Origin of the sequence: Rahnella perminowiae, assembly GCF_019049695.1 — a bacterium.
Taxonomy (GTDB): Bacteria; Pseudomonadota; Gammaproteobacteria; order Enterobacterales; family Enterobacteriaceae; genus Rahnella; species Rahnella perminowiae.
On the sequence record NZ_JAFMOT010000164.1, the window covers coordinates 22,132 to 45,906 of the forward strand.

Annotated in this window: 26 protein-coding genes; 11 read left to right on the plus strand and 15 right to left on the minus strand. The window is 53.5% G+C overall.

Features of this window, described 5'->3' with window-relative positions:
• Positions 1 to 173: 173 nt before the first annotated feature.
• From pnp to J1781_RS07005, 4 genes are all read left to right on the plus strand, one after another.
• Positions 174 to 2,297, plus strand: coding sequence for a polyribonucleotide nucleotidyltransferase (gene pnp, locus J1781_RS06990; RefSeq protein WP_129954343.1), 2,124 nt, complete (start codon positions 174 to 176; stop codon positions 2,295 to 2,297).
• A 129-nt stretch (positions 2,298 to 2,426) separates the two neighbouring features.
• On the plus strand, positions 2,427 to 3,311 hold the full coding sequence (gene nlpI, locus J1781_RS06995) for a lipoprotein NlpI (protein WP_129954345.1): 885 nt from the start codon (positions 2,427 to 2,429) through the stop codon (positions 3,309 to 3,311).
• 121 nt (positions 3,312 to 3,432) lie between these two features.
• A complete protein-coding gene (gene yrbN / locus J1781_RS26475; RefSeq protein ID WP_223499600.1) occupies positions 3,433 to 3,507 on the plus strand; it encodes a protein YrbN in 75 nt (24 codons plus the stop codon).
• Entirely contained in the window at positions 3,497 to 5,410 is a 1,914-nt protein-coding gene (locus tag J1781_RS07005) for a DEAD/DEAH family ATP-dependent RNA helicase (RefSeq protein ID WP_129954347.1), read from the plus strand. Before yrbN ends, J1781_RS07005 begins: the two co-directional genes overlap by 11 nt.
• Before the next feature lie 83 nt (positions 5,411 to 5,493).
• Here J1781_RS07005 and J1781_RS07010 read toward each other — a convergent pair whose 3' ends face one another.
• Positions 5,494 to 6,519 (minus strand): luciferase-like monooxygenase, encoded by a 1,026-nt coding sequence (locus J1781_RS07010; protein WP_129954349.1) that lies wholly within the window; start codon positions 6,517 to 6,519, stop codon positions 5,494 to 5,496.
• A 328-nt stretch (positions 6,520 to 6,847) separates the two neighbouring features.
• On the opposite strand from J1781_RS07010, the gene J1781_RS07015 reads away from it, so the two are divergent.
• Genes J1781_RS07015 through J1781_RS07025 form a run of 3 tightly spaced genes read left to right on the plus strand, consistent with a single transcriptional unit; the run spans position 6,848 to position 10,151 of the window.
• Positions 6,848 to 7,822, plus strand: coding sequence for an HlyD family secretion protein (locus J1781_RS07015; protein ID WP_129954351.1), 975 nt, complete (start codon positions 6,848 to 6,850; stop codon positions 7,820 to 7,822).
• Complete coding sequence (locus J1781_RS07020) at positions 7,819 to 8,991, plus strand: ABC transporter permease (protein ID WP_129954624.1); 1,173 nt, start codon at positions 7,819 to 7,821, stop codon at positions 8,989 to 8,991. Before J1781_RS07015 ends, J1781_RS07020 begins: the two co-directional genes overlap by 4 nt.
• Entirely contained in the window at positions 8,988 to 10,151 is a 1,164-nt protein-coding gene (locus tag J1781_RS07025; protein ID WP_129954353.1) for an ABC transporter permease, read from the plus strand. Before J1781_RS07020 ends, J1781_RS07025 begins: the two co-directional genes overlap by 4 nt.
• 53 nt (positions 10,152 to 10,204) lie before the next feature.
• Here J1781_RS07025 and J1781_RS07030 read toward each other — a convergent pair whose 3' ends face one another.
• Both J1781_RS07030 and ubiU read right to left on the minus strand, forming a co-directional pair.
• Positions 10,205 to 11,083: a U32 family peptidase gene (locus J1781_RS07030; protein WP_129954625.1), complete on the minus strand. Its 879-nt coding sequence runs from the start codon at positions 11,081 to 11,083 to the stop codon at positions 10,205 to 10,207.
• A gap of 14 nt (positions 11,084 to 11,097) precedes the next feature.
• Positions 11,098 to 12,093, minus strand: coding sequence for a ubiquinone anaerobic biosynthesis protein UbiU (gene ubiU, locus J1781_RS07035; protein WP_129991634.1), 996 nt, complete (start codon positions 12,091 to 12,093; stop codon positions 11,098 to 11,100).
• Positions 12,094 to 12,408: 315 nt separating this feature from the next.
• On the opposite strand from ubiU, the gene ubiT reads away from it, so the two are divergent.
• Positions 12,409 to 12,930 carry a ubiquinone anaerobic biosynthesis accessory factor UbiT gene (gene ubiT, locus J1781_RS07040; RefSeq protein ID WP_217233375.1) on the plus strand — a complete coding sequence of 174 codons (522 nt, stop codon included), beginning with the start codon at positions 12,409 to 12,411 and terminating at the stop codon, positions 12,928 to 12,930.
• Positions 12,924 to 13,427, plus strand: a complete 504-nt coding sequence (locus tag J1781_RS07045) for a GNAT family N-acetyltransferase (protein WP_217233376.1) — start codon at positions 12,924 to 12,926, stop codon at positions 13,425 to 13,427. The genes ubiT and J1781_RS07045 overlap by 7 nt, the downstream gene beginning before the upstream one ends.
• A 40-nt stretch (positions 13,428 to 13,467) precedes the next feature.
• Here J1781_RS07045 and J1781_RS07050 read toward each other — a convergent pair whose 3' ends face one another.
• Positions 13,468 to 13,770: a GIY-YIG nuclease family protein gene (locus J1781_RS07050; protein ID WP_217233377.1), complete on the minus strand. Its 303-nt coding sequence runs from the start codon at positions 13,768 to 13,770 to the stop codon at positions 13,468 to 13,470.
• 116 nt (positions 13,771 to 13,886) lie between these two features.
• Between J1781_RS07050 and J1781_RS07055 the strand changes: the two genes are divergently transcribed.
• A complete protein-coding gene (locus tag J1781_RS07055) occupies positions 13,887 to 14,330 on the plus strand; it encodes a YhbP family protein (protein WP_217138272.1) in 444 nt (147 codons plus the stop codon).
• A gap of 30 nt (positions 14,331 to 14,360) precedes the next feature.
• Here the strand turns inward: J1781_RS07055 and J1781_RS07060 are convergent, their stop codons facing one another.
• Positions 14,361 to 14,879: a type 1 glutamine amidotransferase domain-containing protein gene (locus J1781_RS07060; RefSeq protein ID WP_217233378.1), complete on the minus strand. Its 519-nt coding sequence runs from the start codon at positions 14,877 to 14,879 to the stop codon at positions 14,361 to 14,363.
• Between the two features lie 186 nt (positions 14,880 to 15,065).
• Here J1781_RS07060 and J1781_RS07065 point away from each other — a divergent pair, with 186 nt between their 5' ends.
• The gene (locus tag J1781_RS07065; protein ID WP_217138271.1) at positions 15,066 to 15,707 is read left to right on the plus strand and encodes a Rossmann-fold NAD(P)-binding domain-containing protein; all 642 of its coding nucleotides are present in this window, start codon (positions 15,066 to 15,068) and stop codon (positions 15,705 to 15,707) included.
• Positions 15,708 to 15,805: 98 nt separating this feature from the next.
• Here J1781_RS07065 and J1781_RS07070 read toward each other — a convergent pair whose 3' ends face one another.
• From J1781_RS07070 to phnF, 10 genes are read right to left on the minus strand one after another with little or no spacing between them, the layout of a single operon-like run.
• Positions 15,806 to 16,444, minus strand: coding sequence for an LbetaH domain-containing protein (locus J1781_RS07070; RefSeq protein WP_129954369.1), 639 nt, complete (start codon positions 16,442 to 16,444; stop codon positions 15,806 to 15,808).
• Between the two features lie 8 nt (positions 16,445 to 16,452).
• Positions 16,453 to 17,028, minus strand: coding sequence for a ribose 1,5-bisphosphokinase (gene phnN, locus J1781_RS07075; RefSeq protein ID WP_217233379.1), 576 nt, complete (start codon positions 17,026 to 17,028; stop codon positions 16,453 to 16,455).
• 25 nt (positions 17,029 to 17,053) lie between these two features.
• Positions 17,054 to 18,190: an alpha-D-ribose 1-methylphosphonate 5-triphosphate diphosphatase gene (phnM, locus tag J1781_RS07080; RefSeq protein ID WP_129954373.1), complete on the minus strand. Its 1,137-nt coding sequence runs from the start codon at positions 18,188 to 18,190 to the stop codon at positions 17,054 to 17,056.
• Positions 18,187 to 18,894, minus strand: coding sequence for a phosphonate C-P lyase system protein PhnL (phnL, locus tag J1781_RS07085; protein WP_217138269.1), 708 nt, complete (start codon positions 18,892 to 18,894; stop codon positions 18,187 to 18,189). The genes phnM and phnL overlap by 4 nt, the downstream gene beginning before the upstream one ends.
• 28 nt (positions 18,895 to 18,922) lie before the next feature.
• On the minus strand, positions 18,923 to 19,714 hold the full coding sequence (phnK, locus tag J1781_RS07090; RefSeq protein ID WP_129954377.1) for a phosphonate C-P lyase system protein PhnK: 792 nt from the start codon (positions 19,712 to 19,714) through the stop codon (positions 18,923 to 18,925).
• Positions 19,714 to 20,589 carry an alpha-D-ribose 1-methylphosphonate 5-phosphate C-P-lyase PhnJ gene (locus J1781_RS07095; RefSeq protein ID WP_217219011.1) on the minus strand — a complete coding sequence of 292 codons (876 nt, stop codon included), beginning with the start codon at positions 20,587 to 20,589 and terminating at the stop codon, positions 19,714 to 19,716. The genes phnK and J1781_RS07095 overlap by 1 nt, the downstream gene beginning before the upstream one ends.
• Positions 20,579 to 21,661: a carbon-phosphorus lyase complex subunit gene (locus J1781_RS07100; protein WP_129991631.1), complete on the minus strand. Its 1,083-nt coding sequence runs from the start codon at positions 21,659 to 21,661 to the stop codon at positions 20,579 to 20,581. Before J1781_RS07100 ends, J1781_RS07095 begins: the two co-directional genes overlap by 11 nt.
• The gene (phnH, locus tag J1781_RS07105; RefSeq protein ID WP_217219013.1) at positions 21,661 to 22,242 is read right to left on the minus strand and encodes a phosphonate C-P lyase system protein PhnH; all 582 of its coding nucleotides are present in this window, start codon (positions 22,240 to 22,242) and stop codon (positions 21,661 to 21,663) included. The genes J1781_RS07100 and phnH overlap by 1 nt, the downstream gene beginning before the upstream one ends.
• A 3-nt stretch (positions 22,243 to 22,245) precedes the next feature.
• Positions 22,246 to 22,689: a phosphonate C-P lyase system protein PhnG gene (gene phnG, locus J1781_RS07110; protein WP_129954385.1), complete on the minus strand. Its 444-nt coding sequence runs from the start codon at positions 22,687 to 22,689 to the stop codon at positions 22,246 to 22,248.
• A complete protein-coding gene (gene phnF / locus J1781_RS07115; protein ID WP_217233380.1) occupies positions 22,690 to 23,415 on the minus strand; it encodes a phosphonate metabolism transcriptional regulator PhnF in 726 nt (241 codons plus the stop codon). It lies immediately after the preceding gene.
• Between the last annotated feature and the right edge of the window lie 360 nt (positions 23,416 to 23,775).

Genomic DNA, 23,775 nt, shown 5'->3' on the forward strand with positions numbered 1-23,775 from the left:
AGAACATGAACTTCCGTTACAGATGTTTTCGCGCGGCTAATGAGAGACTTTATTACCACATTGCCAGGTATATAAGGATTGTCATTAGTCGCGAGAATGTAGTGAGAAGCTCGGATATTTATCGGCGTGAACTGCTGTCATAACAGCTGCGCGTCATACAAAAGGATATTACATTGCTTAATCCGACTATTCGTAAATTCCAATACGGCCAGCACACCGTTACGCTGGAAACCGGCATGATGGCTCGTCAGGCTACTGCCGCTGTTATGGTTAGCATGGACGATACTGCGGTATTCGTGACCGTTGTTGGCCAGAAAAAAGCTAAACCAGGTCAGAGTTTCTTCCCGCTGACGGTTAACTATCAGGAGCGTACTTACGCTGCTGGTCGTATCCCGGGCAGCTTCTTCCGTCGCGAAGGCCGTCCAAGCGAAGGCGAAACACTGACCTCACGTCTGATTGACCGCCCGATTCGCCCGCTGTTCCCGGACTCCTTCCTGAATGAAGTTCAGGTTATCGCGACTGTGGTTTCCCTGAACCCACAAGTTAACCCTGACATCGTTGCGATGATAGGTGCATCTGCTGCCCTGAGCCTGTCTGGTATTCCATTCAATGGCCCGATCGGTGCGGCACGCGTTGGTTATATCAACGACCAGTATGTTCTGAACCCAACCGCTGATGAGCTGAAAACAAGCCGTCTGGATCTGGTTGTGGCAGGTACTCAGGGCGCGGTTCTGATGGTTGAATCTGAAGCTGAAGTACTGAGTGAAGATCAGATGCTGGGCGCGGTCGTCTTTGGCCACGAACAACAACAAATTGTTATCGACAACATCAACTCATTGGTTGCTGAAGCCGGTAAGCCAAAATGGGACTGGCAGCCAGAAGCCGTTAACGCTGAGCTGCATGCTCGCGTCGCTGCACTGTCTGAATCCCGTCTGGGTGATGCGTACCTGATCACCGAGAAGCAAGAACGTTACAACCAGATCAATGTCATCAAAGCTGACGTTGTTCAGGCTCTGCAAGCTGAAGACGAATCCCTGGATGCTGGCGAAATTTCTGACATCCTGGGCAGCATCGAGAAGAATGTGGTTCGTAGCCGTGTGCTGCGTGGCGAGCCGCGTATCGATGGTCGCGAAAAAGACATGATCCGTGGTCTGGATGTGCGTACTGGCGTTCTGCCACGTACCCATGGTTCTGCTCTGTTCACCCGTGGTGAAACTCAGGCGCTGGTGACTGCAACGCTGGGTACTGCCCGTGATGCACAGAACCTGGATGAGCTGATGGGCGAAAAAACTGACAGCTTCCTGTTCCATTACAACTTCCCTCCGTACTCAGTCGGTGAGACCGGGATGGTGGGCTCGCCAAAACGTCGTGAGATTGGCCATGGCCGTCTTGCTAAACGTGGCGTGCTGGCGATGATGCCAAAACCAGAAGACTTCCCGTACACCGTGCGTGTGGTTTCTGAAATCACTGAATCCAACGGTTCATCCTCAATGGCTTCTGTTTGCGGCGCATCTCTGGCCCTGATGGATGCAGGTGTTCCGATTAAAGCCGCTGTTGCCGGTATCGCAATGGGTCTGGTTAAAGAAGGCGAAAGCTTTATCGTTCTGTCCGACATTCTGGGTGACGAAGATCATCTGGGCGACATGGACTTTAAAGTGGCCGGTAGCCGCGACGGTATCACCGCGCTGCAGATGGACATTAAAATCGAAGGTATCACCCGCGAAATCATGCAGGTGGCTCTGAACCAGGCTAAGGGTGCGCGTCTGCATATCCTGGGCGTGATGGAACAGGCTATCAGCACTCCACGTGGCGATATCTCTCAGTTTGCTCCACGTATTCACACCATCAAGATCAGCCCGGACAAAATTAAGGACGTGATCGGTAAAGGTGGTTCTGTGATCCGTGCGCTGACCGAAGAAACCGGCACCACGATCGAAATCGAAGATGACGGTACTGTGAAAATCGCAGCAACCGACGGCGAGAAAGCGAAATACGCTATTCGTCGTATCGAAGAGATCACTGCTGAAATCGAAGTGGGTCGTATCTATCAGGGTAAAGTGACCCGTATCGTAGACTTTGGCGCATTTGTTGCCATCGGCGGCGGTAAAGAAGGTCTGGTGCATATTTCTCAAATCGCTGACAAGCGTGTAGAGAAAGTGACTGATTACCTGCAGATGGGCCAGGAAGTTCCGGTTAAAGTTCTCGAAGTTGACCGTCAGGGTCGTGTGCGTCTGAGCATCAAAGAAGCTACCGCACCTACTCAGGACGAAACAACTGAGCAACCTGCAGCAGAATAATCTGTAACAGAAGTTTTACAGCTCCTTTCCATCTGGAAAGGAGCTGTTCGTCTCACGGACGCAGGACGCGTTTGTGTTAAGCAAGCGGATGACAGGATGTTCATCCAATGTTTGTCTCCGGGAGTAGAAATGAAGCCTTTCTTGCGCTGGTGTTATGTTGCGACAGCACTTATGTTGGCAGGATGCAGCAACCATGATTGGCGTAAAAATGAAGTTCTGGCGATTCCGTTGCAACCGACGTTGCAGCAGGAAGTCATCCTGGCACGCATGGAACAAATACTTGCCAGTCGGTCATTAACCGATGATGAGAGAGCACAGCTATTATATGAGCGCGGTGTGCTGTATGATAGTCTCGGGCTAAGAGCATTGGCGCGAAATGATTTTTCACAAGCGCTGTCTATTCGTCCTGATATGCCAGAAGTTTTTAACTACCTGGGGATTTACTTAACGCAGGCAGGCAATTTCGATGCTGCCTATGAAGCGTTTGATTCTGTACTAGAGCTTGATCCAACTTACAACTACGCGCGTTTGAACCGAGGTATCGCACTGTATTACGGTGGCCGATTCTCGTTAGCGCAGGATGATCTGCAGGCGTTTTATCGAGACGATCCAAATGATCCCTTCCGTTCGTTATGGCTTTATCTTGCGGAGCGAGAAATCAATCCGAAGGATGCCGAGGTAGCGCTTCAACAGCGTTATGACAAAGCGGACAGAGGGCAATGGGGATGGAATATCGTCGAATTCTACCTGGGCAAAATCAGCGAATCTACGCTGATGGAACGCCTCAAGGCAGAAGCAACGGATAACACTTCGCTCGCTGAGCATCTCAGTGAAACTGACTTCTATTTAGGTAAACATTACCTAAGTCTGGGGGACAAGAACAGCGCTGCGGCACTGTTCAAACTGACGGTAGCTAACAACGTTCATAACTTTGTTGAGCACCGCTATGCATTGTTGGAATTGGCGCTTTTGGGCCATGAGCAAGACGACCTATCAGAATCGGACCAGCAATAGCTGACGACACCAATCAGCCTTTTAAATCATGGTATTTACCATTTTTTAGCGCCTTTACGGGCGAGGGTTGCTTTGTTCGTTTTATAATCTAATTTGAGCCGGTTCACACTTTTCAATGAAAATGACTGAAAATTTTCTCGACGAGTTATGTAGACTGGCTGCCATTATTAATGAGGCACGTGTACATGACTACTGAGCTTGAAACCTCTTTTGCTGACCTGGGGCTGTCTGCTCCGATCATTTCTGCCCTGACTGATTTGGGCTACGAAAAACCTTCACCAATCCAGGCTGAGTGTATTCCTCACCTGTTAAATGGCCGCGACGTTCTGGGCATGGCTCAGACAGGTTCCGGTAAAACAGCCGCATTCTCTTTACCGCTGCTGCATAACATTGATGCTTCACTGAAAGCACCACAAATTCTTGTTCTGGCCCCGACCCGCGAACTGGCGGTTCAGGTTGCTGAAGCAATGACCGATTTTTCTAAACACATGCATGGCGTGAATGTGGTTGCCCTTTATGGCGGCCAGCGCTATGACGTCCAGTTGCGCGCTCTGCGTCAGGGACCACAAGTTGTTGTGGGTACTCCGGGTCGTCTGCTGGACCATCTGAAACGTGGCACGCTGAACCTCTCTAACCTGAGCGGCCTGGTGCTGGACGAAGCTGATGAAATGCTGCGTATGGGCTTCATCGAAGACGTCGAAACCATCATGGCGCAGATCCCGGCTGAACATCAGACCGCGTTGTTCTCTGCAACCATGCCAGAAGCTATCCGTCGTATTACCCGTCGCTTCATGAAAGATCCTCAGGAAGTGCGTATCCAGTCAAGCTTGACCACGCGCCCTGATATCAGCCAGAGCTACTGGTCTGTTTACGGTCTGCGTAAAAACGAAGCATTGGTACGTTTCCTGGAAGCAGAAGATTTTGATGCGGCGATTATCTTCGTACGTACCAAAAACGCGACGCTGGAAGTGGCTGAAGCACTTGAACGTAGCGGTTACAGCAGCGCTGCGCTGAACGGTGACATGAACCAGGCCCTGCGCGAGCAGACTCTGGAACGTCTGAAAGATGGCCGTCTGGACATTCTGATCGCAACCGACGTGGCAGCACGTGGTCTCGACGTAGAACGTATCAGCCTGGTGGTTAACTACGACATCCCGATGGACTCAGAATCTTACGTTCACCGTATCGGTCGTACCGGCCGTGCAGGCCGTGCAGGTCGCGCACTGTTGTTCGTTGAGAACCGTGAGCGTCGTCTGCTGCGTAACATTGAACGCACCATGAAGCTGACCATTCCGGAAGTTGAAATCCCAACTGCAGAAGTTCTGGGCGAGCGTCGTCTGGCTAAGTTTGCAGCGAAAGTTCAGCAACAACTGGAAAGTAGCGATCTGGATCAATACCGTGCGCTGCTGGCAAAACTGCAACCTGCAGAAGAGCTGGACGTTGAGACACTGGCTGCGGCACTGCTGAAAATGGCACAGGGTGAACGCCCTCTGATCGTTGCAGCGGATCCTGTCTTCAAAAGCCGCCCACCACGTCGTGAATTCGAAGAACGTGGCGACCGTGGTGATCGTCGTGACCGTCCGGCCCGCAGCAATGACCGCCCTGCACGTGATGGCGACAGCCCGCGTCGTGAGCGTCGTGACGCTGGCGAAATGGAGCTGTATCGTATCGAAGTGGGTCGTGACGATGGCGTTGAAGTTCGTCACATCGTTGGTGCTATCGCTAATGAGGGCGACATCAGCAGCCGTTACATCGGTAACATCAAACTGTTCGGTACGCACTCTACTATCGAATTGCCGAAAGGTATGCCGGGCGAGATCCTGTCTCACTTCACCCGTACACGTATCCTGAATAAACCGATGAACATGCAACTGATCGGTGATGCGGTGCCACAGGCTCCACGTCGTGATCGTCCGGCCGGTGCTGGCGGTGAGCGTCGTGGTAATGGTGCTCCGCGTCCGTTCAACGGTGAACGTCGTGAAGGTGGCCGTGGTAACGGTGCTCCACGTTCTTTCAGCGGTGACCGTCGTGAAGGTTCTGCAGCCGCAGGTGATCGTCGTCCGCCAAGCCGCGCACCACGTCGTACTTCTGACGCATAATCTGCTCTCAGTTCGCTGATTTTCAGATAATAAAAAACCAGCCTCCGGGCTGGTTTTTTTATGCCTGCGATTTACCTGACCTGTCAGCTGATGCGTTGCTCTTTGACCAGTTCACCCTGAAGTTGTGAAACAATCTCGAATGAATGCAGGCGTGCCTGATGATCAAAAATCTGGCCGTTGATCATCAGTTCATCGGCTTCAGTTTCCCGCAGAATATTTTGCAGCCCCTGACGCACACTTTCTTTATTGCCGACCACCGACATACGCAGCGCATTATCAACGCCAAAGCGTTCCTGAGCGGACCATAAGCTTTCGATGTTATCAACCGGCGCAGGGAGTTTACCCGGCATTCCACGGCGCAAATTGATGAACTGTTGCTGATTAGAGGTGAACATCCGGCGCGCTTCTTCATCCGTGTCGGCAGCAATGGCATTGATACATACCATGGCGTGGGGTTTCTCAAGCTGTGCAGAAGGCTGGAACTTGCTGCGGTAAATTGCTAATGCCTGATACAGCATGTCCGGTGCGAAATGTGAAGCGAAGGCGAAGGGCAGTCCGAGCGCCGCCGCCAGCTGGGCGCTGTAAAGGCTTGAGCCCAGTAACCAGATCGGCACATGCAAACCCTGGCCGGGCACGGCCTGGACAGGTTGCTGCGGCTGAACGTCACCGAAGTACATCTGCAACTCCTGCACATCCTGCGGGAAGTTGTCGATTTCACCGGAGAGATGGCGGCGCAGGGCAATCATGGTGCGCTGATCGGTGCCCGGCGCACGACCTAATCCCAGATCCACACGGTTCGGGTAGAGTGTAGCGAGCGTACCGAACTGCTCGGCAATCACCAGCGGTGAGTGGTTCGGCAGCATCACGCCGCCGGAACCCACGCGGATTGTTTTCGTCCCACCTGCAATATAACCCAGCAGCACAGAGGTTGCCGCACTGGCGATGCCGGTCATATTGTGGTGTTCCGCCATCCAGTAACGCTGGTAGCCCCATTTCTCGGCATGTTGTGCCAGTTCCAGTGAACACTGAAATGCGCGGGCAGGATCGGCGCCCTGCGGAACCGGTGCCAGATCGAGAACGGAAAGGGGGACGGTGTTTTTATCAGACATAATCGCAGCTCACTCTTGATTGAGGTGAGTGGAGAAAGTATTCACTCCGCTCATAATTAGAACGAGTATCACCCAATAGTAATAGATTGAATACGGCATTTGTGCCCTTAAATGCCATTTAAACATCCAAAAATATGATTGAATTAACCTAAACTATCATTTCAGACAATATGTTGTTTTGAGTTAAAAATGCTCTGTTTATCCCGCTATGATTTCACTGATATCTGTATGTTCCGCCTGAAGAGATTGATGCAACAAAGGACAACAATATGGAAAGGATACCCAAAGCCGCTGATAAAAACAGGCAAACAAAAAGGATGTCGTACCGATGAGTAAACGAATTTTATTGACCCTGCTGCTGATTGCAGTAGCGGTTTCTCTGGCTGTGCTGTTCCGGGCGCACAATCAGGATCTGTTATTGCAGGGTGAAGTGGATGCACCGGAAGTCATTGTGGCCTCGAAAGCCAAAGGCCGGGTGACAGAACGTCATGTAGAACGCGGTGACGATGTCAAAGCCGGACAGCTATTGATTACCCTCGACAGCCCCGAATTAATGGCGCAGTTACGTGCGGCTGAAGCGGCACGCGATCAGGCAAAAGCGCAGCTTGATCTTTCCGTTAACGGCACGCGTGAAGAAAGTATTCGCAATCTGAAAGCCACGCTGGCGCAGTCGCAGGCGGAATACATTAATGCACGGGACCTTTATAACCGTAATGCCAAAATGGCATCCAAAGGTTTCATTTCTGCGGCTGATTTGGAAGATTCCCGCCGCGCCCGCGACAGTGCTTATCAGCAGGTGCTGGTGGCCAAAGCCAACCTGGATGAAGGCGTCAACGGTGACCGCGTCGAGCAACGTGAAAGCTATGCCGCTCAGTTGCGCCAGGCGGAAGAAGACCTTCTGGAAGTAAAAGCGCAAACCGATGATTTATTAGTCAAAGCCCCGGTTGATGGTGAGGTCGGACCGATTCCTGTGGAGGTCGGCGAGTTGCAAAACGCCTCGAGCCCGTTACTGACGTTGGTTCGTCTGCCTGATGCGTATTTCGTGTTTAACCTGCGGGAGGATATCCTGGCGGGCGTGCGTAAAGGCGATAAAGTCCGGATACGCGTTCCCGCGCTGAATAACCAGATGATCGAAGCGGAAGTGCGTTACCTTGCTCCGCTTGGCGATTATGCGACCAAACGCGCCACGCGAGCGACCGGCGACTTTGATTTAAAAACTTTTGAAGTGCGTCTGTATCCCGCGAAACCTGTGCCCGGATTACGTCAGGGCATGAGCGCATTGTGGCAATGGCAAGCTCAATGAGGCCGGTCAAAGCGCCGCGCAGTGAAAGGGTAAAAGCCGCATGGCGCTGTTTCAGTCGGGCTTTTACCCGCGAGGTCCGGCATGCTTTCCGCAAGCCGGTGATCCACTGGTTGTGCTGGATTTTTCCTCTGCTGCTTTTCGGGCTTATCAGCAGTAACTTCTCGGAAGGTACATTGCTGGATTTACCGGTATCTGTGGTCGACAATGATCATAGTCCGCTATCCAAAATGCTGGTCCGCAAACTGGACGCCGGTTCTCACGCGCACGTGCAGGCTTTTGAAGGCGGTTTGCCGGAAGCTGAATACCGTCTGCGTACCGCGCAGGATTATGCGCTTTTGTATATTCCCAACGATTTTGAAGCCGATGTGCTGGCCGGAAAACAGCCCGGCGCCGTCCTCTATTACAACGCATTATTCTACGGTGCCGGATTATATTCCACGCAAGATTTCAGCGGACTGATCACCGAACTTAATACCCGCTACCGTTCAATCATTGCGACAGAAATGGGGAAAACGCTGCCTTCGCTGGCAAGTGTAGATCTCTCGTACGGCAGCCTGTTTAACGCCAGTGGCAGCTACATTTATTATCAGCAATTTGCCGCGACCATCCATCTGCTGCAACTGTTTACTGTCACCTGCATGATTTACGTGATGGCGCGCAGCCAGGCATTACTCGGCGCACCTTCGTTCACACTGGCATTGCTTGGCAAACTCGCGCCATACACATTGTGTTTTACCACGTTGCTGATGGTGGAAATCGCCATGCTGGTCGGGTTTTTTGACGCCCGTGTCAGTGGTAATCCTTTGTATATGCTGCTGATCGGTTTTTTCTATGTGATCGCCGCACAAAGCCTCGGATTACTCCTTTTCACTTTCACTAAAACCACCATCACGGCTTACACCATGATGGGGATTTTCGTCAGTATTGCGCTGACTTTCTCGGGCATGGCGGTGCCGGTGCTGTCAATGCCGTTGCCAGCCCGTATCATTTCCGGTATTGAGCCGCTGAGTTATGCGCTGGCCGCCATGTTTGATGTTTTCCTGCGGGAAGTGTCAGTGCGCGGCATTCTGATGGTGTGTTGCATTCTGCTGATCTATCCGCTGCTGACCAGTTTGCTGGTGCGTAAACGCCTGTATATGCGAATGAAACAACAGGAACCAGGGCAATGACGGGTCGCGAATGGGGGAAAACCTGGTGGAAAACCTTCAGTAAAGTGCTGACCGGTTTGCTCGATAAACCGATGTGGATGATGTTACTGCTTTCACTGTGTGTGATGAGTCTGGTTTATGCCAACAGAACAGTGTGGGACTTGCCCGTCGCGGTGATCGACCAGGATCACAGTACGGCCAGCCGCATGCTGTCCCGCCAGCTTGATGCGGGGTCGAAAATTGCCACCGTCGCGTATGACAATCTGGCTGACGCGGAACACGATCTGGCGCTGCGAAAACTGTTCGCAGTGATCATCATGCCGGTCGATCTGGAGAAGAAGATCCTCGCCGGACAAAATATTGTGATCCCGGTGTATGGTGATGCCACCAACCGGCTGGCAAACGGGCAGATTCAACAGGATGTGCTGTCGGCGTATCAGTCAATCCTGACGCAGTACAACACAGATTTGCTGCTCAGCAACGGTTTCAGTGAGCGTCAGGCCAGCGTGGTGCTTTCGCCGATCCTGGGCCAGTCATCTGATCTGTTTAACCCCGGCATCAGTTTTGCCGCCATTATTTTTCCAGGTTTACTGGTGATGCTTTTGCAGCACTCATTACTGATAGCCAGTGTGCGCGTCAGTATTGTGCTCAACAGCGGGCCTTCCGGGAAATCATCGATCCCGGCGTTTCTGGGGGGAATTTCGGCGTTGATTCCGGTCTGGCTTTTTCTGTCTATTGTATTGTTCGTATTGTGGCCCTGGGTATTGGGTTACCGGCAAACGGCAACCATTCCTGAGATTTTGCTGCTGACGTTTCCGTTCCTGATGGCGGTATTAGGTTTAGGGAAACTGGTGACGGAATGTCTGCGCAGCGTGGAGCTGATTTACCTGACGCTGGCGTTTCTGACTACGCCGGTCTTCTATATATCAGGTACCATCTGGCCGTTGCAGGCGATGCCCGCATGGGTTCGGGCGATTTCTTCCATGCTCCCTTCAACGTGGGCGACCAAAGCCATTGCCGGTGTGAATCAGATGGGATTGCCGTTTAAAGACGTGGGTGGCGACATTATGATGCTGCTGATCCTGTGCGTGTTTTACACTTTCATTGGCATTGCCGTGGGCATGTTGCGTGATGGCGTCCGGCTGCGCGCGATGTTCCGGCCAAAGCCTCCGCACTCATAAAAAAGGGATATGGCGCAGTGGTCATATCCCTTCTTAGTGTTGTTTGTCTTTGGTTACTGGCGCAGTTCCAGCCCGGCGACACGCTGCCAGTAGCCATTACAGTCGGCTTTATCGGTAAGTGTCAGCGGATACAGTCCGCGTTCGTTGGTGCGAAACGCTTCAAGCGTGGCGAGTGTGTCCATGGTTTCCGGCGACAGACGCACAATGTCTACCAGCCCCTGCATTGACATAAGTTCGTTACCCAGGTTATAGCAATAGCCGCTTTGCGTCTGAATGCCGTTGAGCACGAACACCTGCTGATTTTCCTGAGACAGCATTTTACGGCCCTGCGGATAACTGATGCAGCAGGTTTCACATTCATCCTTCGCCCGGTTTTCTGAACGTGCAGTAAAACAGCGCGCCGAATACGCCAGTGGCAGATGCCCGTAGGACAGCACTTCTACGTCAAATTTATCGCGAATGCCCAAAGCCTGGCATTGGTTGAGCAGATTCACCAGCCAGTCACGGGAAAGCTCGACGGGCATACACCAGCGCACCATGCCCTGTTTATGCAGCAATTTCAGCGTGACCGCGTTGTAGCAATTCAGCGCATGGCCGGCGACAAACGGCAGATTGCGTTCCGCCGCCATATTCACCGCGCCGAAATCATTGGCTTCGAGCAAAAATTCACCGTTCTCCACATAGCGTTTCAGTTCATTGAGCTCTGATGGTGCCTGCAACAACGCCAGCGTGGAAATCACCACCTGTTTACCCGTTGCAGCCAGCTGACGCGCGATCTCCAGCCAGTCGTTCACTTTCATTTCCCGGCGTTTGGCACACACATTTTCGCCGAGGTAAATCACATCCGCGCTGCTGGTCGCCGCAGCCTGATAAAAGTCTTCCACCTGTGCTTTCGGCCAGTAATAAAGGAGGGGGCCTAAAGAATATTTCATCATCGTCTCTTCAGTTACTGCCACTTGCGGTGATAGGCACCCAGCGTCGTTTGTGTGCCCTCAGACATGGAGCCCAGCGTGTTCATCCAGGCTTCCTCGGTTTTAAAGTTTTGCGGATCAGCCATGCAGCGGTCGATGGCCGCACGCCATACGCGTGCGACCTGGCTGACATACGCCGGGCTGCGCTGACGCCCCTCAATTTTCACTGACGCAATATTGGCGGCGAACAGTTCCGGTAATAATTCCAACGTGTTTAAACTGGTCGGTTCTTCCAGCGCATGGTATTTCGTGCCATCCACCAGATAACGGCCTTTACACAGAGTCGGATAACCGGCGTTTTCGCCTTCGTCATAACGGTCGATCAGCACATCATTCAGACGTGATTCCATGCCCTGCGTGGTCTGTTGCCAGCGTACGAACCGTGCCGGAGAACAGGCACCCACAGTATTGGGCGATTCGCCGGTCAGATAGGACGAAAGATAGCAGCGGCCTTCGGCCATAATGCACAGGCTGCCGAATGCGAATACTTCCAGCGGCACAACGGTAGTACGGGAAAGCTGACGCACCTGATGCATGGAAAGCACACGCGGCAATACCACGCGGGCAACATCAAAGTTGCGTTTATAGAAACGAATGGCTTCGTCGTTGGTGGCGGAAGCCTGCACCGATACATGGCGTTCAACATGAGGATATTTATTCGCCGCGTAATCCAGCATCGCCAGATCAGCCAGGATCAGCGCATCTGCGCCGAGTTGTGCCGCCATATCTACCGCGCGTTCCCAGCGCTGATAACCGTCAGGATGGGCAAATGTATTGATAGCAATATGCAGTTTACGACGGTGGCGGTGAACGTAACTGGCGGCTTCCTGCAGTTTTTTTTCCGTAAAATTCAGGCCGGCGAAATGGCGCGCATTCGTGTCATCTTTCAGACCGATATAAACCGCATCCGCGCCATTGTCGATCGCCGCTTTCAGCGCAGGTAAATTTCCTGCCGGGCAAAGTAGCTCCATTCTCGTTCCTTACTGCAACCGGTCAGCCAGAGCTGAACAGTTGGGGGTGATGAAAAGCCAGTTGCCGACGTCATTCATTCATCAGTCAGGGCTTTGATTGGCGAACTATTTTAGAGAATGCAGGGATGCAATATTTTGATTTGAGGCAGTTTCTGCGGCTTTGAAGGGCTTACCGCCCCCGGGGAGGTTGTACGTGGCGTTTTTCTGTTGCAGTATTTATTGATATAGACCGCTGAACGTTACCGGCAATGTGTCAAAATAGGCCGCATAACCGCCTTAAAACTTGTCGAAAAGTTACCGAGAGGAGTAGTGCCAGTGTTGCAAAAACTACGTGCAGGTTTGGTTCGTCAGGGACCAACCCTGTTGAGTGTGCCTTTGAAATTCACGCCATTTGCATTACAACGTCAGGTTCTGCAACAGGTGCTGAGCTGGCAGCTTCGTCAGGCACTGGCTGATGGCGAACTGGATTTCCTCGAAAACCGATGGCTGAAAATTGATGTCAGCGATCTGAACCTGAGCTGGCTGATGTCGGTGGGCGAAGGTAAGCTGATGATCGCTGAACACGGCGAGGCGGATGTCAGCTTCAGCGCAAACGCTAACGACCTGATCCTGATTGCCGCCCGTAAAGAAGATCCTGATACGCTGTTCTTCCAGCGCCGTCTGCGCATTGAAGGCGATACGGAGCTCGGTCTGTATGTGAAAAATCTGATGGATTCTATCGATCTTGATACCATGCCGCTGTTGCTGAAAAACGGTCTGCTGCGTTTGGCCGGTTTTGTCGAAGCGGGACTGCAAGAGGACCGCGGGTCAAAAACTCCGGTAGCTGAGCCATGTTAATCCGTACTGAAATTCCGGTCGATGCTGCGGGCATAGACCGTCTGCTGCGCGCCTCATTTCCGACTGGCGCAGAAGCTGATCTGGTGCAGGAGTTGCGTGAAGATGGTCTCCTGACGCTGGGCGTGGTCGCGACCGACGATGAAGGGGGTGTCGTGGGGTATGTGGCATTCTGTCCGGTGGATATTCAGGGCGAAGACCGTAACTGGGTGGCGCTGGCACCGCTGGCGGTAGAGCACTCTCTGCGTGGTCAGGGACTGGGCGAAAAACTGGTGTACGAAGGGTTAGATTCCCTGAATGAATTTGGTTATGCCGCCGTCGTGGTATTAGGTGACCCTGCGTATTACAAGCGTTTCGGTTTTCAACCTGCGGCTGCTCACGGCCTGCATTGCCGCTGGACAGATACTGAAATCATGTTCCAGCTGTTTACTTTGGCAGACGATGCGCTGTCCGACGCCAGCGGTGAAGTGGTCTTCCCGTCAGCGTTTAATCGCTTCTGATGACAGTCAGAGGGCACAGAGGCCGGTTTCCCGGCCTTTTTTATTTTCCGCTTTCCGCGAATCCCAGATAATTTTCCAGGCATTCCGGCGCGTTTGTCACCAGCAGCTCTTTCTGTGCCTTACTCAGTTTTTTGACTTTTATTTCCAGCTTTGATGCCCGCGAGCGGTCACCTGCCCGGCACTGAAATGCCAACGCTAATTCTCCTTTCCCACGCAATGATTTCGCTCCTTTACCACACTGATGCTGGGCGAGACGCCGCGTCACGTCTGTCGTGATGCCGGTATAGAGCATCCCGGTAGGCGTTCTCAGCATATATAAAAACCAGTTGGCGGTGACGGGCATAAGCTTAGGTATGGGAAAGGAAAAGGTCGTGTCAGTTTACCCGAAAGGCACAACAGAGTGAGGCAAAACATCGTCATACAGCGTTAAACTGTGAAAAATGAAGATGAGGATTGGCGATGAATAACCCTGATGATCTGCAACATATCCTGAAATTTTTGAAAAAGAACCATGTATTGGCGCTGTGCGCTACTGCTGACGGCGAAATGTGGAGCGCTAATTGCTTTTATGTTACCGATGAGGGCAGCATGACGCTCTATTTCATGACAGAACTCAAGACTCTTCATGGCTCGCTGATGTCCCGATCGCCACACATTGTGGGAACGATTGCGCCACCTCCGAAATCCATCGCGCTGATTAAAGGCATTCAGTATCGTGGGGAAGCTACCGTTCTCGATGGTGAAGAAGAAAGCCGTGCGCGCAGTCAGTATTGTAAACGTTTCCCTGTCGCCATCGCGATGAAAGCGCCGGTCTGGGCACTGAGGCTCAGCCACATTAAAATGACAGATAATGCGTTGGGATTTGGTAAGAAACTTGTATGGGACAGAGAAGAGACAAGGTGATTTGCCCCTCTGTGCAGAGGGGCGGCGGGTTTATTCTGCCAGAATCTTCAGTGATTCACGGTTAAAAGCGGGCAGATCATCCGGCGTCCGGCTGGTGACCAGCGTGTTGTTGTCGACCACCACTTCTTTGTCATAAAACTCGGCACCCGCATTTTTCACGTCCACGACCACCGGTTTCACCGTGGTGAGTTTGCGTCCCCGAACGACATCGGCATTAATCAGCAATTGCGGCCCGTGACAGATGGCGAAAATCGGTTTGCCGCTATTGGCGAACTCCCGGGTAAATTCGACAAACCGGTCATCTCCGCGCAGGGTATCCGGCGAATGTCCGCCGGGCAGCAGCAGGGCGTCAAACTCAGCGACGTTCACATCATCAATTGATTTATCAATGGTAACGGAAGCTTTCCCCTGCTTGCCTTTAATGACGTTACCCGCTTTGTTCTCAATGGTGATGATCTGATGTCCAGCCTCGCGATAAGCCCCGGCGGGTGAAGTGAATTCAGAATCCTCAAATTCATCAGTGATGAGTACCGCTATCTTCTTGCTCATGGTTCCTCCTGCTGAGAATGTGTTTTTTGACTTACCCCCATAATCCTAGAAGCCAGGGACGGACTGATCAAACTGGATTCCTCCGAGTCTGGTCAGGTAACAGGAACTGTCTTATAGCGTGATATTCACATTCAGGTAACACTTCGATCCTCTGTGTCTGTATGCCGTGATTTAAAAGGAAGTGATATGGCAAAAGTTCTTCTGCTGGGTGGGAGTGGTCTGATCGGGAGGGAGCTTTTACGCCTGCTGCAGTTGGATCCGCGTGTCAGCCGTATTGTTGCGCCGAGTCGCCGTCCATTGCCACCGGGCAATAAACTGATCAATCCGCTGGGCACGAATCTGACCTCACTGGTTGTTGCACTTGATGAACCGATTGATTTGCTGTTCTGCTGTCTGGGTACCACACGTAAACAGGCGGGAAGTGCACAGGCATTTCGGGCCGTGGATTACGATCTGGTGGTCGATTGCGCCAAAGCGGCACGGGAACTGGGTGCCCGCCATTGTCTGGCTGTCAGCGCACACGGCGCGGATGCGCATTCGTGTTTCCTCTACAACCGCACCAAAGGTGAAATGGAACTGGCGCTGATGCAACAGGGCTGGCCACTGCTCACGCTGGTCAGACCGTCGCTGCTGGTAGGCCGGCGTCATCCGCCGCGCCTGCTCGAGCAACTGAGCGCGCCATTATTCAAAATGCTGCCAGGGAAATGGAAAGCCGTGGAGTCTGACATCGTGGCAAAAGCTTTGCTGGAACAGGCGTTTAACGCCGGGTTGGGGGGAATCACCGTGCTGGATTCCGATCAGATTGCTGCCAGCGTTGAAGAACTTTAATGCACAGGGATCCGCTTCAGCGGATCCCTGTGATAAGCTGACAGGTAAAAAATGCGAATTTTCTGCCTGTCAAACCCTGAGCCCGCTCCCCACCTTCTCTACAGATATTTTTCCGCAAACACAGCCAGATCTCTGAAGTCCGGCATCCTTTCTTTCAGTGTTTCATGATCCCAGTTCCACCACTGACTTTTCTCGATCCGTTCGATCATACTGTCGTCAAACCGCATGCCGATCTTTTTAGCCGCCACGCCTGCGACGATGGAGTATGGCTCGACGTCTTTGGTCACGACGGCTGACGTACCAATGACCGCGCCATTACCGACTTTCACGCCGGGCATCAGTACCGCGTTATGACCAATCCATACATCATTACCCACGGTGACGTGATGTTCACGTCGCCAGTCGAAAAATGCCTGATCGTCCTCACCCAGCCCGTATGCCGAACTGCGGTAGGTAAAATGGTGCTGAGCCACGCGCTGATAAGTCGGATGGTTACCAGGATTGATCCGTACATAGGTGGCGATCGATACAAATTTGCCGATCGTTGCGTAGAAGATCTGATTATTTCCGGCGGTATAGGAGTAATCGCCGATCTGCGTTTCTTCAATAATCGCATTATCGGCAATATGTACATATTGTCCGAGCTGCGATCCGTTCAGCTCGACCTGCTGACCAATTTTAGGTCGGGCATAATCCTGTTCATCAGCCAGCGAAAAGGGAGAAATGATGTCTGTCATAGGATCCTTCATTGTGAAGTTACGGGATAAACAGGCGTACTGACCGGCAGAGAAAGGATCGCCAGCAGACGCTGTAAGGTTTCCTGCAATGCACCGTCGTTGTTCAGCAGATGGCACTCTGCGGGCAGCGTGCTGGCATATTCTCTGGCACGTTGCAGACGGCGGGCAATTTGCGCCACATCCTCACGTCCGCGCTGCGAAAGTCGTGAGGCCAGCACAGGAGCCGATACCTGCAAACACACCGGGAGCAGGCGCTGGCCGTAACGCTGACGGGCTTGTTCCAGATGAGCACGCGAGCCGTTCATCACCACATGACAGCCCAACTGCATCCAATGGTCGATCTCAATGCCCACGCCATACCGGCACTGGTGTGCGACCCATTCCAGCGCGAACAATCCCTGCTGACGGCGTTGCATAAATTCAGCTTCGCTCAATGCAATATGATTTTCCGAACCGGCGTCTGCGGGGCGCGTAATATAACGATGCGCCACCGTGACATTGTCCGGTAAATGTTGACGCAGGGCATCCAGCAAACTGTCTTTTCCCGAGCCAGAAGCGCCCATCAGATAGAGTAAACGACTCATTTCATCTCCTTAGACTCTCATCCCCTCAGAACACCTGAATGCCCTGACGCCAGACGTTTTGCACGTAATGATGATCGCCATGCGCGCGTGCCAGCACCAGATCCGCGCGCTTGCCTTCGGCTATTTCACCGCGATCTTTCAGGCCCAGGGCATTGGCCGGATTACGTGTTACCAGTTTCACCGCCTGCGGCAGGCTGAAAGCGTTATTTTCATCACCGGCAATGCGGAAAACAGCATCGAGCAGGCTGGCGGGATAGTAATCAGAAGAGAGAATATCCAGCAGACCGAGCGAGGCCAGATGATGCGCCGGGACATTGCCGGAATGGGACCCGCCGCGCACAATATTTGGCGCACCCATCAGCACCTGCAAACCGTTGGCGTGCGAGGCGCGTGCGGCCTCTTCAGTGGTCGGGAATTCGGCAATCACGCTGCCGAGTGCCAGCGATTCTTCAACATGCGCGGCCGTCGCGTCGTCGTGGCTGGCCAGTGAAATATTGCGTGCCCGGCAGTGCGCGGCAATGGCTTCACGGTTTGGCTGTGCCCAGCGGCGCGAGAGGGCGATTTGCTCTTCCTGATAGTCGTCCATCTGCTGGTCGTTAAGGTGGTACTTGCCCTGATAATACTCACGGTATTTCTGCGGCGTGGCGAACTGGCGCTGGCCCGGTGAATGGTCCATCAGCGAAACCAGTGACAGTATTGACGTATCCATCAGCTTTTCGAACAACGGCAAGGTGGTTTCATGCGGCAGTTCGCAGCGCAGATGCAACCGGTGTTCGGCGCGGTTTAGTCCGGCATTCTGACTGTTGATGATAGCGTCGATCATCTTTTGCAGATTATCCAGACGATGTCCGCCGTCGCGCACATCACCGACGGCGACGGCGTCCAGCACCGTGGTGATGCCGCTGGCGACCATCAGGGCATCATGACTGCTCATAGCCGAATGCGCCGGCCAGTCAACTTTCGGGCGCGGCGTGAAAAATTTATCCAGATTGTCGGTGTGCAGCTCGATTAAACCCGGCAGCAACCAGCCGCCCTGCGCATCCAGCGCCTGCGGCAACTGACTGCAGCTGTCTGCGAAGGCGCTGATCACGCCGTTTTTCATCTCAAGCGATCCTTCAACAACCTGATCGTCGAGTACCAGTCTGACGTTATTGATGATCATACGGACATCTCCGGCGCGGTTTCGGGGCTCATTTCATACAAACGATCGGCAACACGTTGGCGCACATCCTCGTCATGGAAAATCCCGACGACCGCCGCACCGCGTGCTTTGGCCTGCTCAATCAGCGTAACCACGGCGGCGCGGTTAACCGCATCCAGTGAGGCGGTAGGTTCATCGAGCAACAGCACCGGATAATCGACCACAAAACCACGGGCGATATTCACGCGCTGTTGTTCGCCACCGGAAAACGTTGAAGGCGCAAGATGCCACAGGCGTTCCGGTACGTTCAGATGGTGCAGCAATGCGCTGGCGCGTGATTCACTCTGCGCTTTATCCACACCCAGTTCGAGCAGCGGCTGCATCACCAGATTCAGCGCGCTGATACGCGGAATAACCCGCAAAAACTGGCTGACCCAGCCGACGGTATGACGGCGAACCGCCAGAATCTCGCGCGCTTCGGCGCTGACGATGTCGATTTGCTGACCCTGATGCTCCACCCAGATGGTGCCGCTGTCCGGCAAATAGTTGCCGTATAAGGAGCGCAAAAGGGTGGATTTTCCGCTACCGGACTGGCCATGCAGCACCACACATTCCCCGGCATTGACCGTCAGACTGGCGTGACTGAACACCGGTAATCGGGCACTGTTCTGGTTATGCAGCACGAAAGTTTTACTGAGATTTTCGACCCTGAGCTTCGTCGTCATTTTGGTCACTCTTTCTCTGGAAGTAGATTCAGGACAGCACGGAAGAAACAAGCAGCTGTGTATAGGGATGATGCGGATCGTCGAGCACGCGGTCGGTTAAACCACTTTCCACCACCTGACCTTGTTTCATCACCAGCAAACGGTGCGCAAGCAGGCGGGCAACGCCAAGATCGTGGGTGACAATCACTACTGCCAGCTGCATTTCCACCACCAGCGTGCGCAGTAAATCCAGCAGACGTGCCTGAACGGACACATCCAGGCCACCGGTTGGTTCATCCATAAACACCAGACGGGGATGCGTCACCAGATTGCGGGCGATTTGCAGACGTTGCTGCATTCCGCCGGAAAACGTGGTCGGCAGGTCATCAATACGTGAAACCGGGATTTCGACATCTTCCAGCCACTGACCGGCCTTCTTGCGGATATTGCCGTAATGGCGCTCACCGACAGCCATCAGACGCTCGCCGATATTTCCCCCGGCTGAAACCTGGCGACGCAGGCCGTCCATCGGATGTTGATGCACCACGCCCCAGTCGGTGCGTAGCAGACGGCGGCGGTCACTTTCGGGCATGTCATACAACGATTGCGCAGGAACCTGCCCGTTGTTGTAAATCACGTTGCCTTGCTGCGGCGCAAGACGGGCAGAAATCGACTGCAACAGTGTGGTTTTGCCGGAACCGGATTCGCCGACAATGCCCAGCACTTCGCCGGGATACAGATTGAACGACACATCGCAAAAGCCTTTGCCCGGCGCATAAAGATGAGTCAGATTATTCACCGACAACAGCGGCCCGGCGGTAAGATTTAAGGGAGTGTTCATCAGTGGTTACCCTCGTTTGAAGCCTGTTGTTCAACCTGCTGAGCGCAAAAATCGGTGTCGGAGCACACGAACATGCGGTTGCCCTGATCGTCGAGCACCACTTCATCGAGATAACTGTGGTGCGAGCCGCAGAGGGCGCAGGGCTCATCCCATCGCTGAGCGGTAAACGGATGATCGTCAAAGTCCAGACTTTCTACTTTGGTGAACGGTGGCAGGGCGTAAATGCGTTTTTCACGCCCGGCGCCGAACAGCTGCAATGCAGGCATCATGTTCATTTTCGGGTTATCAAATTTCGGGATCGGCGACGGATCCATCACGTAACGATCATTCACTTTCACCGGATAGGCGTAGGTGGTGGCGATATGGCCGAAGCGTGCGATGTCTTCATACAGCTTCACCTGCATCACGCCATATTCTTCCAGCGCGTGCATTTTGCGGGTTTCGGTTTCACGCGGTTCGATAAAACGCAGCGGCTCCGGGATCGGCACCTGAAAGATCAGGATCTGATCTTCCTGCAACGGCGTTTCCGGAATGCGGTGCCGGGTCTGGATCAGGCTGGCTTCCACGGTTTTTACGGTGGTTTTCACCCCTGCGACGCGCTGGAAGAATTTACGGATCGACACGGCATTGGTGGTGTCGTCAGCGCCCTGATCGATAACCTTCAGCACGTCGTTTTCGCCAATCACGCTGGCAGTCAGCTGGATCCCGCCGGTGCCCCATCCGTAAGGCATCGGCATTTCGCGACCGGCGAACGGCACCTGATAACCGGGGATCGCCACCGCTTTCAGGATGCCACGACGGATCATACGTTTGGTCTGCTCGTCGAGATAACCGTGGTTGTAGCCGGTGATCGTTTGGGCGGCATTATTGTTCATGGGCGGAGTCCTGTTGTTTTGCGGCGCGCAGACGTTTTAACAACTCCAGTTCGGCCTGGAAATCGACGTAATGCGGCAGCTTGAGGTGCGAGACAAAACCGGCGGCTTCGACGTTATCGGCATGGGATAACACAAATTCTTCATCCTGCGCCGGACTGCTGATCTGTTCGTTGTATTCACGGGTTTGCAGTGCGCGATCGACCAGCGACATCGACATCGCCTTGCGTTCAGCGCGACCAAACACCAGTCCGTAACCGCGGGTAAAGTGCGGGGGCTTGTCTTCCGGTGCGACAAAACCGTTCACCATCTCGCATTCGGTCAGCAGGATTTCGCCGATATCAATCGCAAAGCCCAGCTCTTCCGGCACGATTTCGACCGTCAGCCAGCCGGTGCGGATTTCACCCGCGAAAGGATGCGTTCGCCCGTAACCGCGCTGCGTGGAATAGCTCAGCGACAGCAAAAATCCTTCATCGCCGCGGACAAGTTGCTGCAGGCGCGCGGCGCGGGATGCCGGATAGACAGGCGGCGTGCGGGTGATATCTTCCGGTTCGCTGCCGTCATCTTCTTCCTGAATCGCCAGCTGTTGTTGCGTGAGTAAATCAAACACATGGCCGCAGTTTTCCGGCTGCGGTTCATCTGCCACTGGCGTGAACGGCGCTTCGCCTTCGGCCAGCAGCGCAAAGTCGAGCAGACGGTGGGTGTAATCGTAAGTGGGACCAAGCACCTGACCGCCGGGTAAGTCTTTATAGATGGCGGAAATACGCCGTTCAATACGCATCGATTGGGTATTCAGCGGCTCGCTGGTGGCCAGACGGGGTAATGTCGTGCGGTAAGCGCGTAGCAGGAAAATGGCTTCAACCAGATCCCCGCCGGACTGTTTAATGGCCAGTGCTGCCAGTTCGCGGTCATAAATCCCGCCCTCGCTCATGACGCGATCGACTGCCAGACCTAATTGTTGTTCGATCTGATCACAGCCGATTTCATTCACATTCGTGTTGCCACGGCGCTCGTGCGCCAGCAACTGATGGGCGGCGGCAATCGCCTTCTCACCCCCTTTAACGGCTACATACATCAGCAGACCTCCACGCGCGTGGTGCGCGGTATGGCAATCAGTTCTTCGCCGCAGGTGAACATAAAGTCCAGACCCAGCGGGAAACGGTGAGGACGGTTCAGCAGATAATCGCGCACGCAATCAGGCAACTGTGGAGAAATAGTCCGGCTGTTTTCAATCCCCGGCCCGCGCAGGCGCAGCGGCGTGCCACCGGTGAGGCTTTCGAGCTGAACAATCACGCTGGTCGCCAGCTCCGGCGACATTTCATCGCCGCACGGGAAAGCCAGCAGGGTTGCGCTGTCCAGCGCAGGATCAGCCAGCGCAAAACTGACAGCGGATGGGTCATTGGTCAGTACGGCGCCGGTATGAAAACGCAGGTTTTTACGCAGGATTTCATCGTTAAGCGATGCACTCAGCCATAGCGGTGTGTCCTGATCGATAAGCGTCAGCAGCACACAGGCACTGGCGGATCCCAGTGCGCCGAAACCGGGCATGGCAGGCAGTTGTACGCTGATGCCTGGCTCGCTTAATCCTTTGAGAATACGGCGAAAACTGTACTGCGCATCGGCGACCGGATGCTGAAAACTGGCAACAAGTGACATGAGTTATTCTCCACGAACCAGAGTAAAGAAATCGACGCGGCTGGAAGCCACTTCGCGGGCACGTTGCTGGCGGCGTTCCTGTTGCAGTGCGGCCAGCGGTGCTATCACGCGTTTATGCAGCAGTTCGTCCATGCCCTGTATTTGCAGTAATGCATCAATGATGGCGCACAGTTCGGCGTGGGCTTTATTGCGACCGGCAACATAGCTGTAGCCATAGATGCCGTTATCGGTGCGGATAACCGCGCGGGTAATGGTCATGTCGCCCATCACGAAACGTTTACCGGTACCCCCCATCCGGCCCTGAAGCTGAGTCAGGCCGGTTTCAGCTGCACGGAGTCGCTCAAATTGCGGCGATAAATTCAGCGGTTGCCAGTGTGCGAGCAGCTCATCAGGCCGGCTGTGAGCCAGCACTGACATCCAGCGCTGGCGGGTTTGCAAGTGATCCATTCAGTGCTCCATTGTCAGTTCAATCATGTCGGCACGTGTCAGGCTGACGGAGTATTCCGCCACGGACGCGTTGCTTTCACAGATATTCAGGGTGCGGACACACAGCAGCGGTGCCTGGGGTACGATTTCAAGTAATTTGCTCTCTTTAGCCAGTGCGCGGCGGGCATTAATGCGGGTGGTACGGCGGGTGAGTTTTTGCTTAATTTCCTGGCGAATAAAATCATGCAGCGAGCCGCTGTGGAAATTTTGCAGCGCAGGCCACCAGTCCAGGTCCGGTAAATAGTGGTCAATTAAGCAGACCGGCACGCCGTTAACGCGGCGTAACGTACGCAGATGGATCACCGTATCGCCTTCCTGACGGGACAGTGCCGCCGCAACGTGGTCGGTCGCCGGACGCAGCACCGCCAGCAGTCGTTCGCTGGTCGGGTGACTGCCTTGATCCAACAGGTTCTGACTGAACCGTGCCTGTGAATGCAGCGGATAATCATAAGGGCGCATCAGGACCAGCGTGCCAATTCCCTGGCGGCGTTGCAGCCAGCCGCGATCCACCAGCTCATCCACCGCACGGCGCAGCGTATGACGATTTACCTGAAAACGTTCGGCAAGCTGTTGTTCCGGTGGCAAATAATCGCCACAGCGGTAACCGTTACGCAGTTCCTGTTCCAGCTCAGCGGCAATTTGTTGATAGACAGTCGTGTGACTGGTCGGATGTCTAGATAAGTTCATCACAATGAATACCTCGCACGGGAGAAACAGGCAAAGGAGAGCGCTGCGGTAATGTGCATTCGCCGGAGAATTTTTCGGAAACGAAATAAAGGAGACATGATGCAATCCTCAGTTCGGTGTTGGCATCATGTTGGAGAAGTTAAGTGACAGTTGGGTGAAGTTCTGGTTGCAGTGATGTGAAAGATGGAATAAGGGGAAAAAAGTTCAAAATTGAGGGAACTTTTTGAAACGCGATTTATTAACATTTACCTTAGGATAGTTTTTACTAAATGCTTACTCTCCTTTGATTCTATTAGATTTTATCTTTTCTCCAAATGTAAATTATTCTAGGTGTTTTTTACAATTTAGATCTTAAGTTAT

What these genes read in the sequence shown, in the direction of transcription:
- J1781_RS07100 (WP_129991631.1), bottom strand. Translation starts at nt 21,661, where the DNA reads ATGTATGTAGCCGTTAAAGGGGGTGAGAAGGCGATTGCCGCCGCCCAT.
- J1781_RS07020 (WP_129954624.1), top strand. Translation starts at nt 7,819, where the DNA reads ATGAGGCCGGTCAAAGCGCCGCGCAGTGAAAGGGTAAAAGCCGCATGG.
- J1781_RS07015 (WP_129954351.1), top strand. Translation starts at nt 6,848, where the DNA reads ATGAGTAAACGAATTTTATTGACCCTGCTGCTGATTGCAGTAGCGGTT.
- J1781_RS07095 (WP_217219011.1), bottom strand. Translation starts at nt 20,589, where the DNA reads ATGAACAATAATGCCGCCCAAACGATCACCGGCTACAACCACGGTTAT.
- phnL (WP_217138269.1), bottom strand. Translation starts at nt 18,894, where the DNA reads ATGACGACGAAGCTCAGGGTCGAAAATCTCAGTAAAACTTTCGTGCTG.
- J1781_RS07030 (WP_129954625.1), bottom strand. Translation starts at nt 11,083, where the DNA reads ATGAAATATTCTTTAGGCCCCCTCCTTTATTACTGGCCGAAAGCACAG.
- J1781_RS07065 (WP_217138271.1), top strand. Translation starts at nt 15,066, where the DNA reads ATGGCAAAAGTTCTTCTGCTGGGTGGGAGTGGTCTGATCGGGAGGGAG.
- phnF (WP_217233380.1), bottom strand. Translation starts at nt 23,415, where the DNA reads ATGAACTTATCTAGACATCCGACCAGTCACACGACTGTCTATCAACAA.
- phnN (WP_217233379.1), bottom strand. Translation starts at nt 17,028, where the DNA reads ATGAGTCGTTTACTCTATCTGATGGGCGCTTCTGGCTCGGGAAAAGAC.
- J1781_RS07070 (WP_129954369.1), bottom strand. Translation starts at nt 16,444, where the DNA reads ATGACAGACATCATTTCTCCCTTTTCGCTGGCTGATGAACAGGATTAT.
- J1781_RS07005 (WP_129954347.1), top strand. Translation starts at nt 3,497, where the DNA reads ATGACTACTGAGCTTGAAACCTCTTTTGCTGACCTGGGGCTGTCTGCT.
- J1781_RS07010 (WP_129954349.1), bottom strand. Translation starts at nt 6,519, where the DNA reads ATGTCTGATAAAAACACCGTCCCCCTTTCCGTTCTCGATCTGGCACCG.
- J1781_RS07045 (WP_217233376.1), top strand. Translation starts at nt 12,924, where the DNA reads ATGTTAATCCGTACTGAAATTCCGGTCGATGCTGCGGGCATAGACCGT.
- phnM (WP_129954373.1), bottom strand. Translation starts at nt 18,190, where the DNA reads ATGATCATCAATAACGTCAGACTGGTACTCGACGATCAGGTTGTTGAA.
- phnG (WP_129954385.1), bottom strand. Translation starts at nt 22,689, where the DNA reads ATGGATCACTTGCAAACCCGCCAGCGCTGGATGTCAGTGCTGGCTCAC.
- J1781_RS07055 (WP_217138272.1), top strand. Translation starts at nt 13,887, where the DNA reads ATGAATAACCCTGATGATCTGCAACATATCCTGAAATTTTTGAAAAAG.
- J1781_RS07025 (WP_129954353.1), top strand. Translation starts at nt 8,988, where the DNA reads ATGACGGGTCGCGAATGGGGGAAAACCTGGTGGAAAACCTTCAGTAAA.
- J1781_RS07060 (WP_217233378.1), bottom strand. Translation starts at nt 14,879, where the DNA reads ATGAGCAAGAAGATAGCGGTACTCATCACTGATGAATTTGAGGATTCT.
- J1781_RS07050 (WP_217233377.1), bottom strand. Translation starts at nt 13,770, where the DNA reads ATGCCCGTCACCGCCAACTGGTTTTTATATATGCTGAGAACGCCTACC.
- ubiU (WP_129991634.1), bottom strand. Translation starts at nt 12,093, where the DNA reads ATGGAGCTACTTTGCCCGGCAGGAAATTTACCTGCGCTGAAAGCGGCG.
- nlpI (WP_129954345.1), top strand. Translation starts at nt 2,427, where the DNA reads ATGAAGCCTTTCTTGCGCTGGTGTTATGTTGCGACAGCACTTATGTTG.
- phnH (WP_217219013.1), bottom strand. Translation starts at nt 22,242, where the DNA reads ATGTCACTTGTTGCCAGTTTTCAGCATCCGGTCGCCGATGCGCAGTAC.
- phnK (WP_129954377.1), bottom strand. Translation starts at nt 19,714, where the DNA reads ATGAACACTCCCTTAAATCTTACCGCCGGGCCGCTGTTGTCGGTGAAT.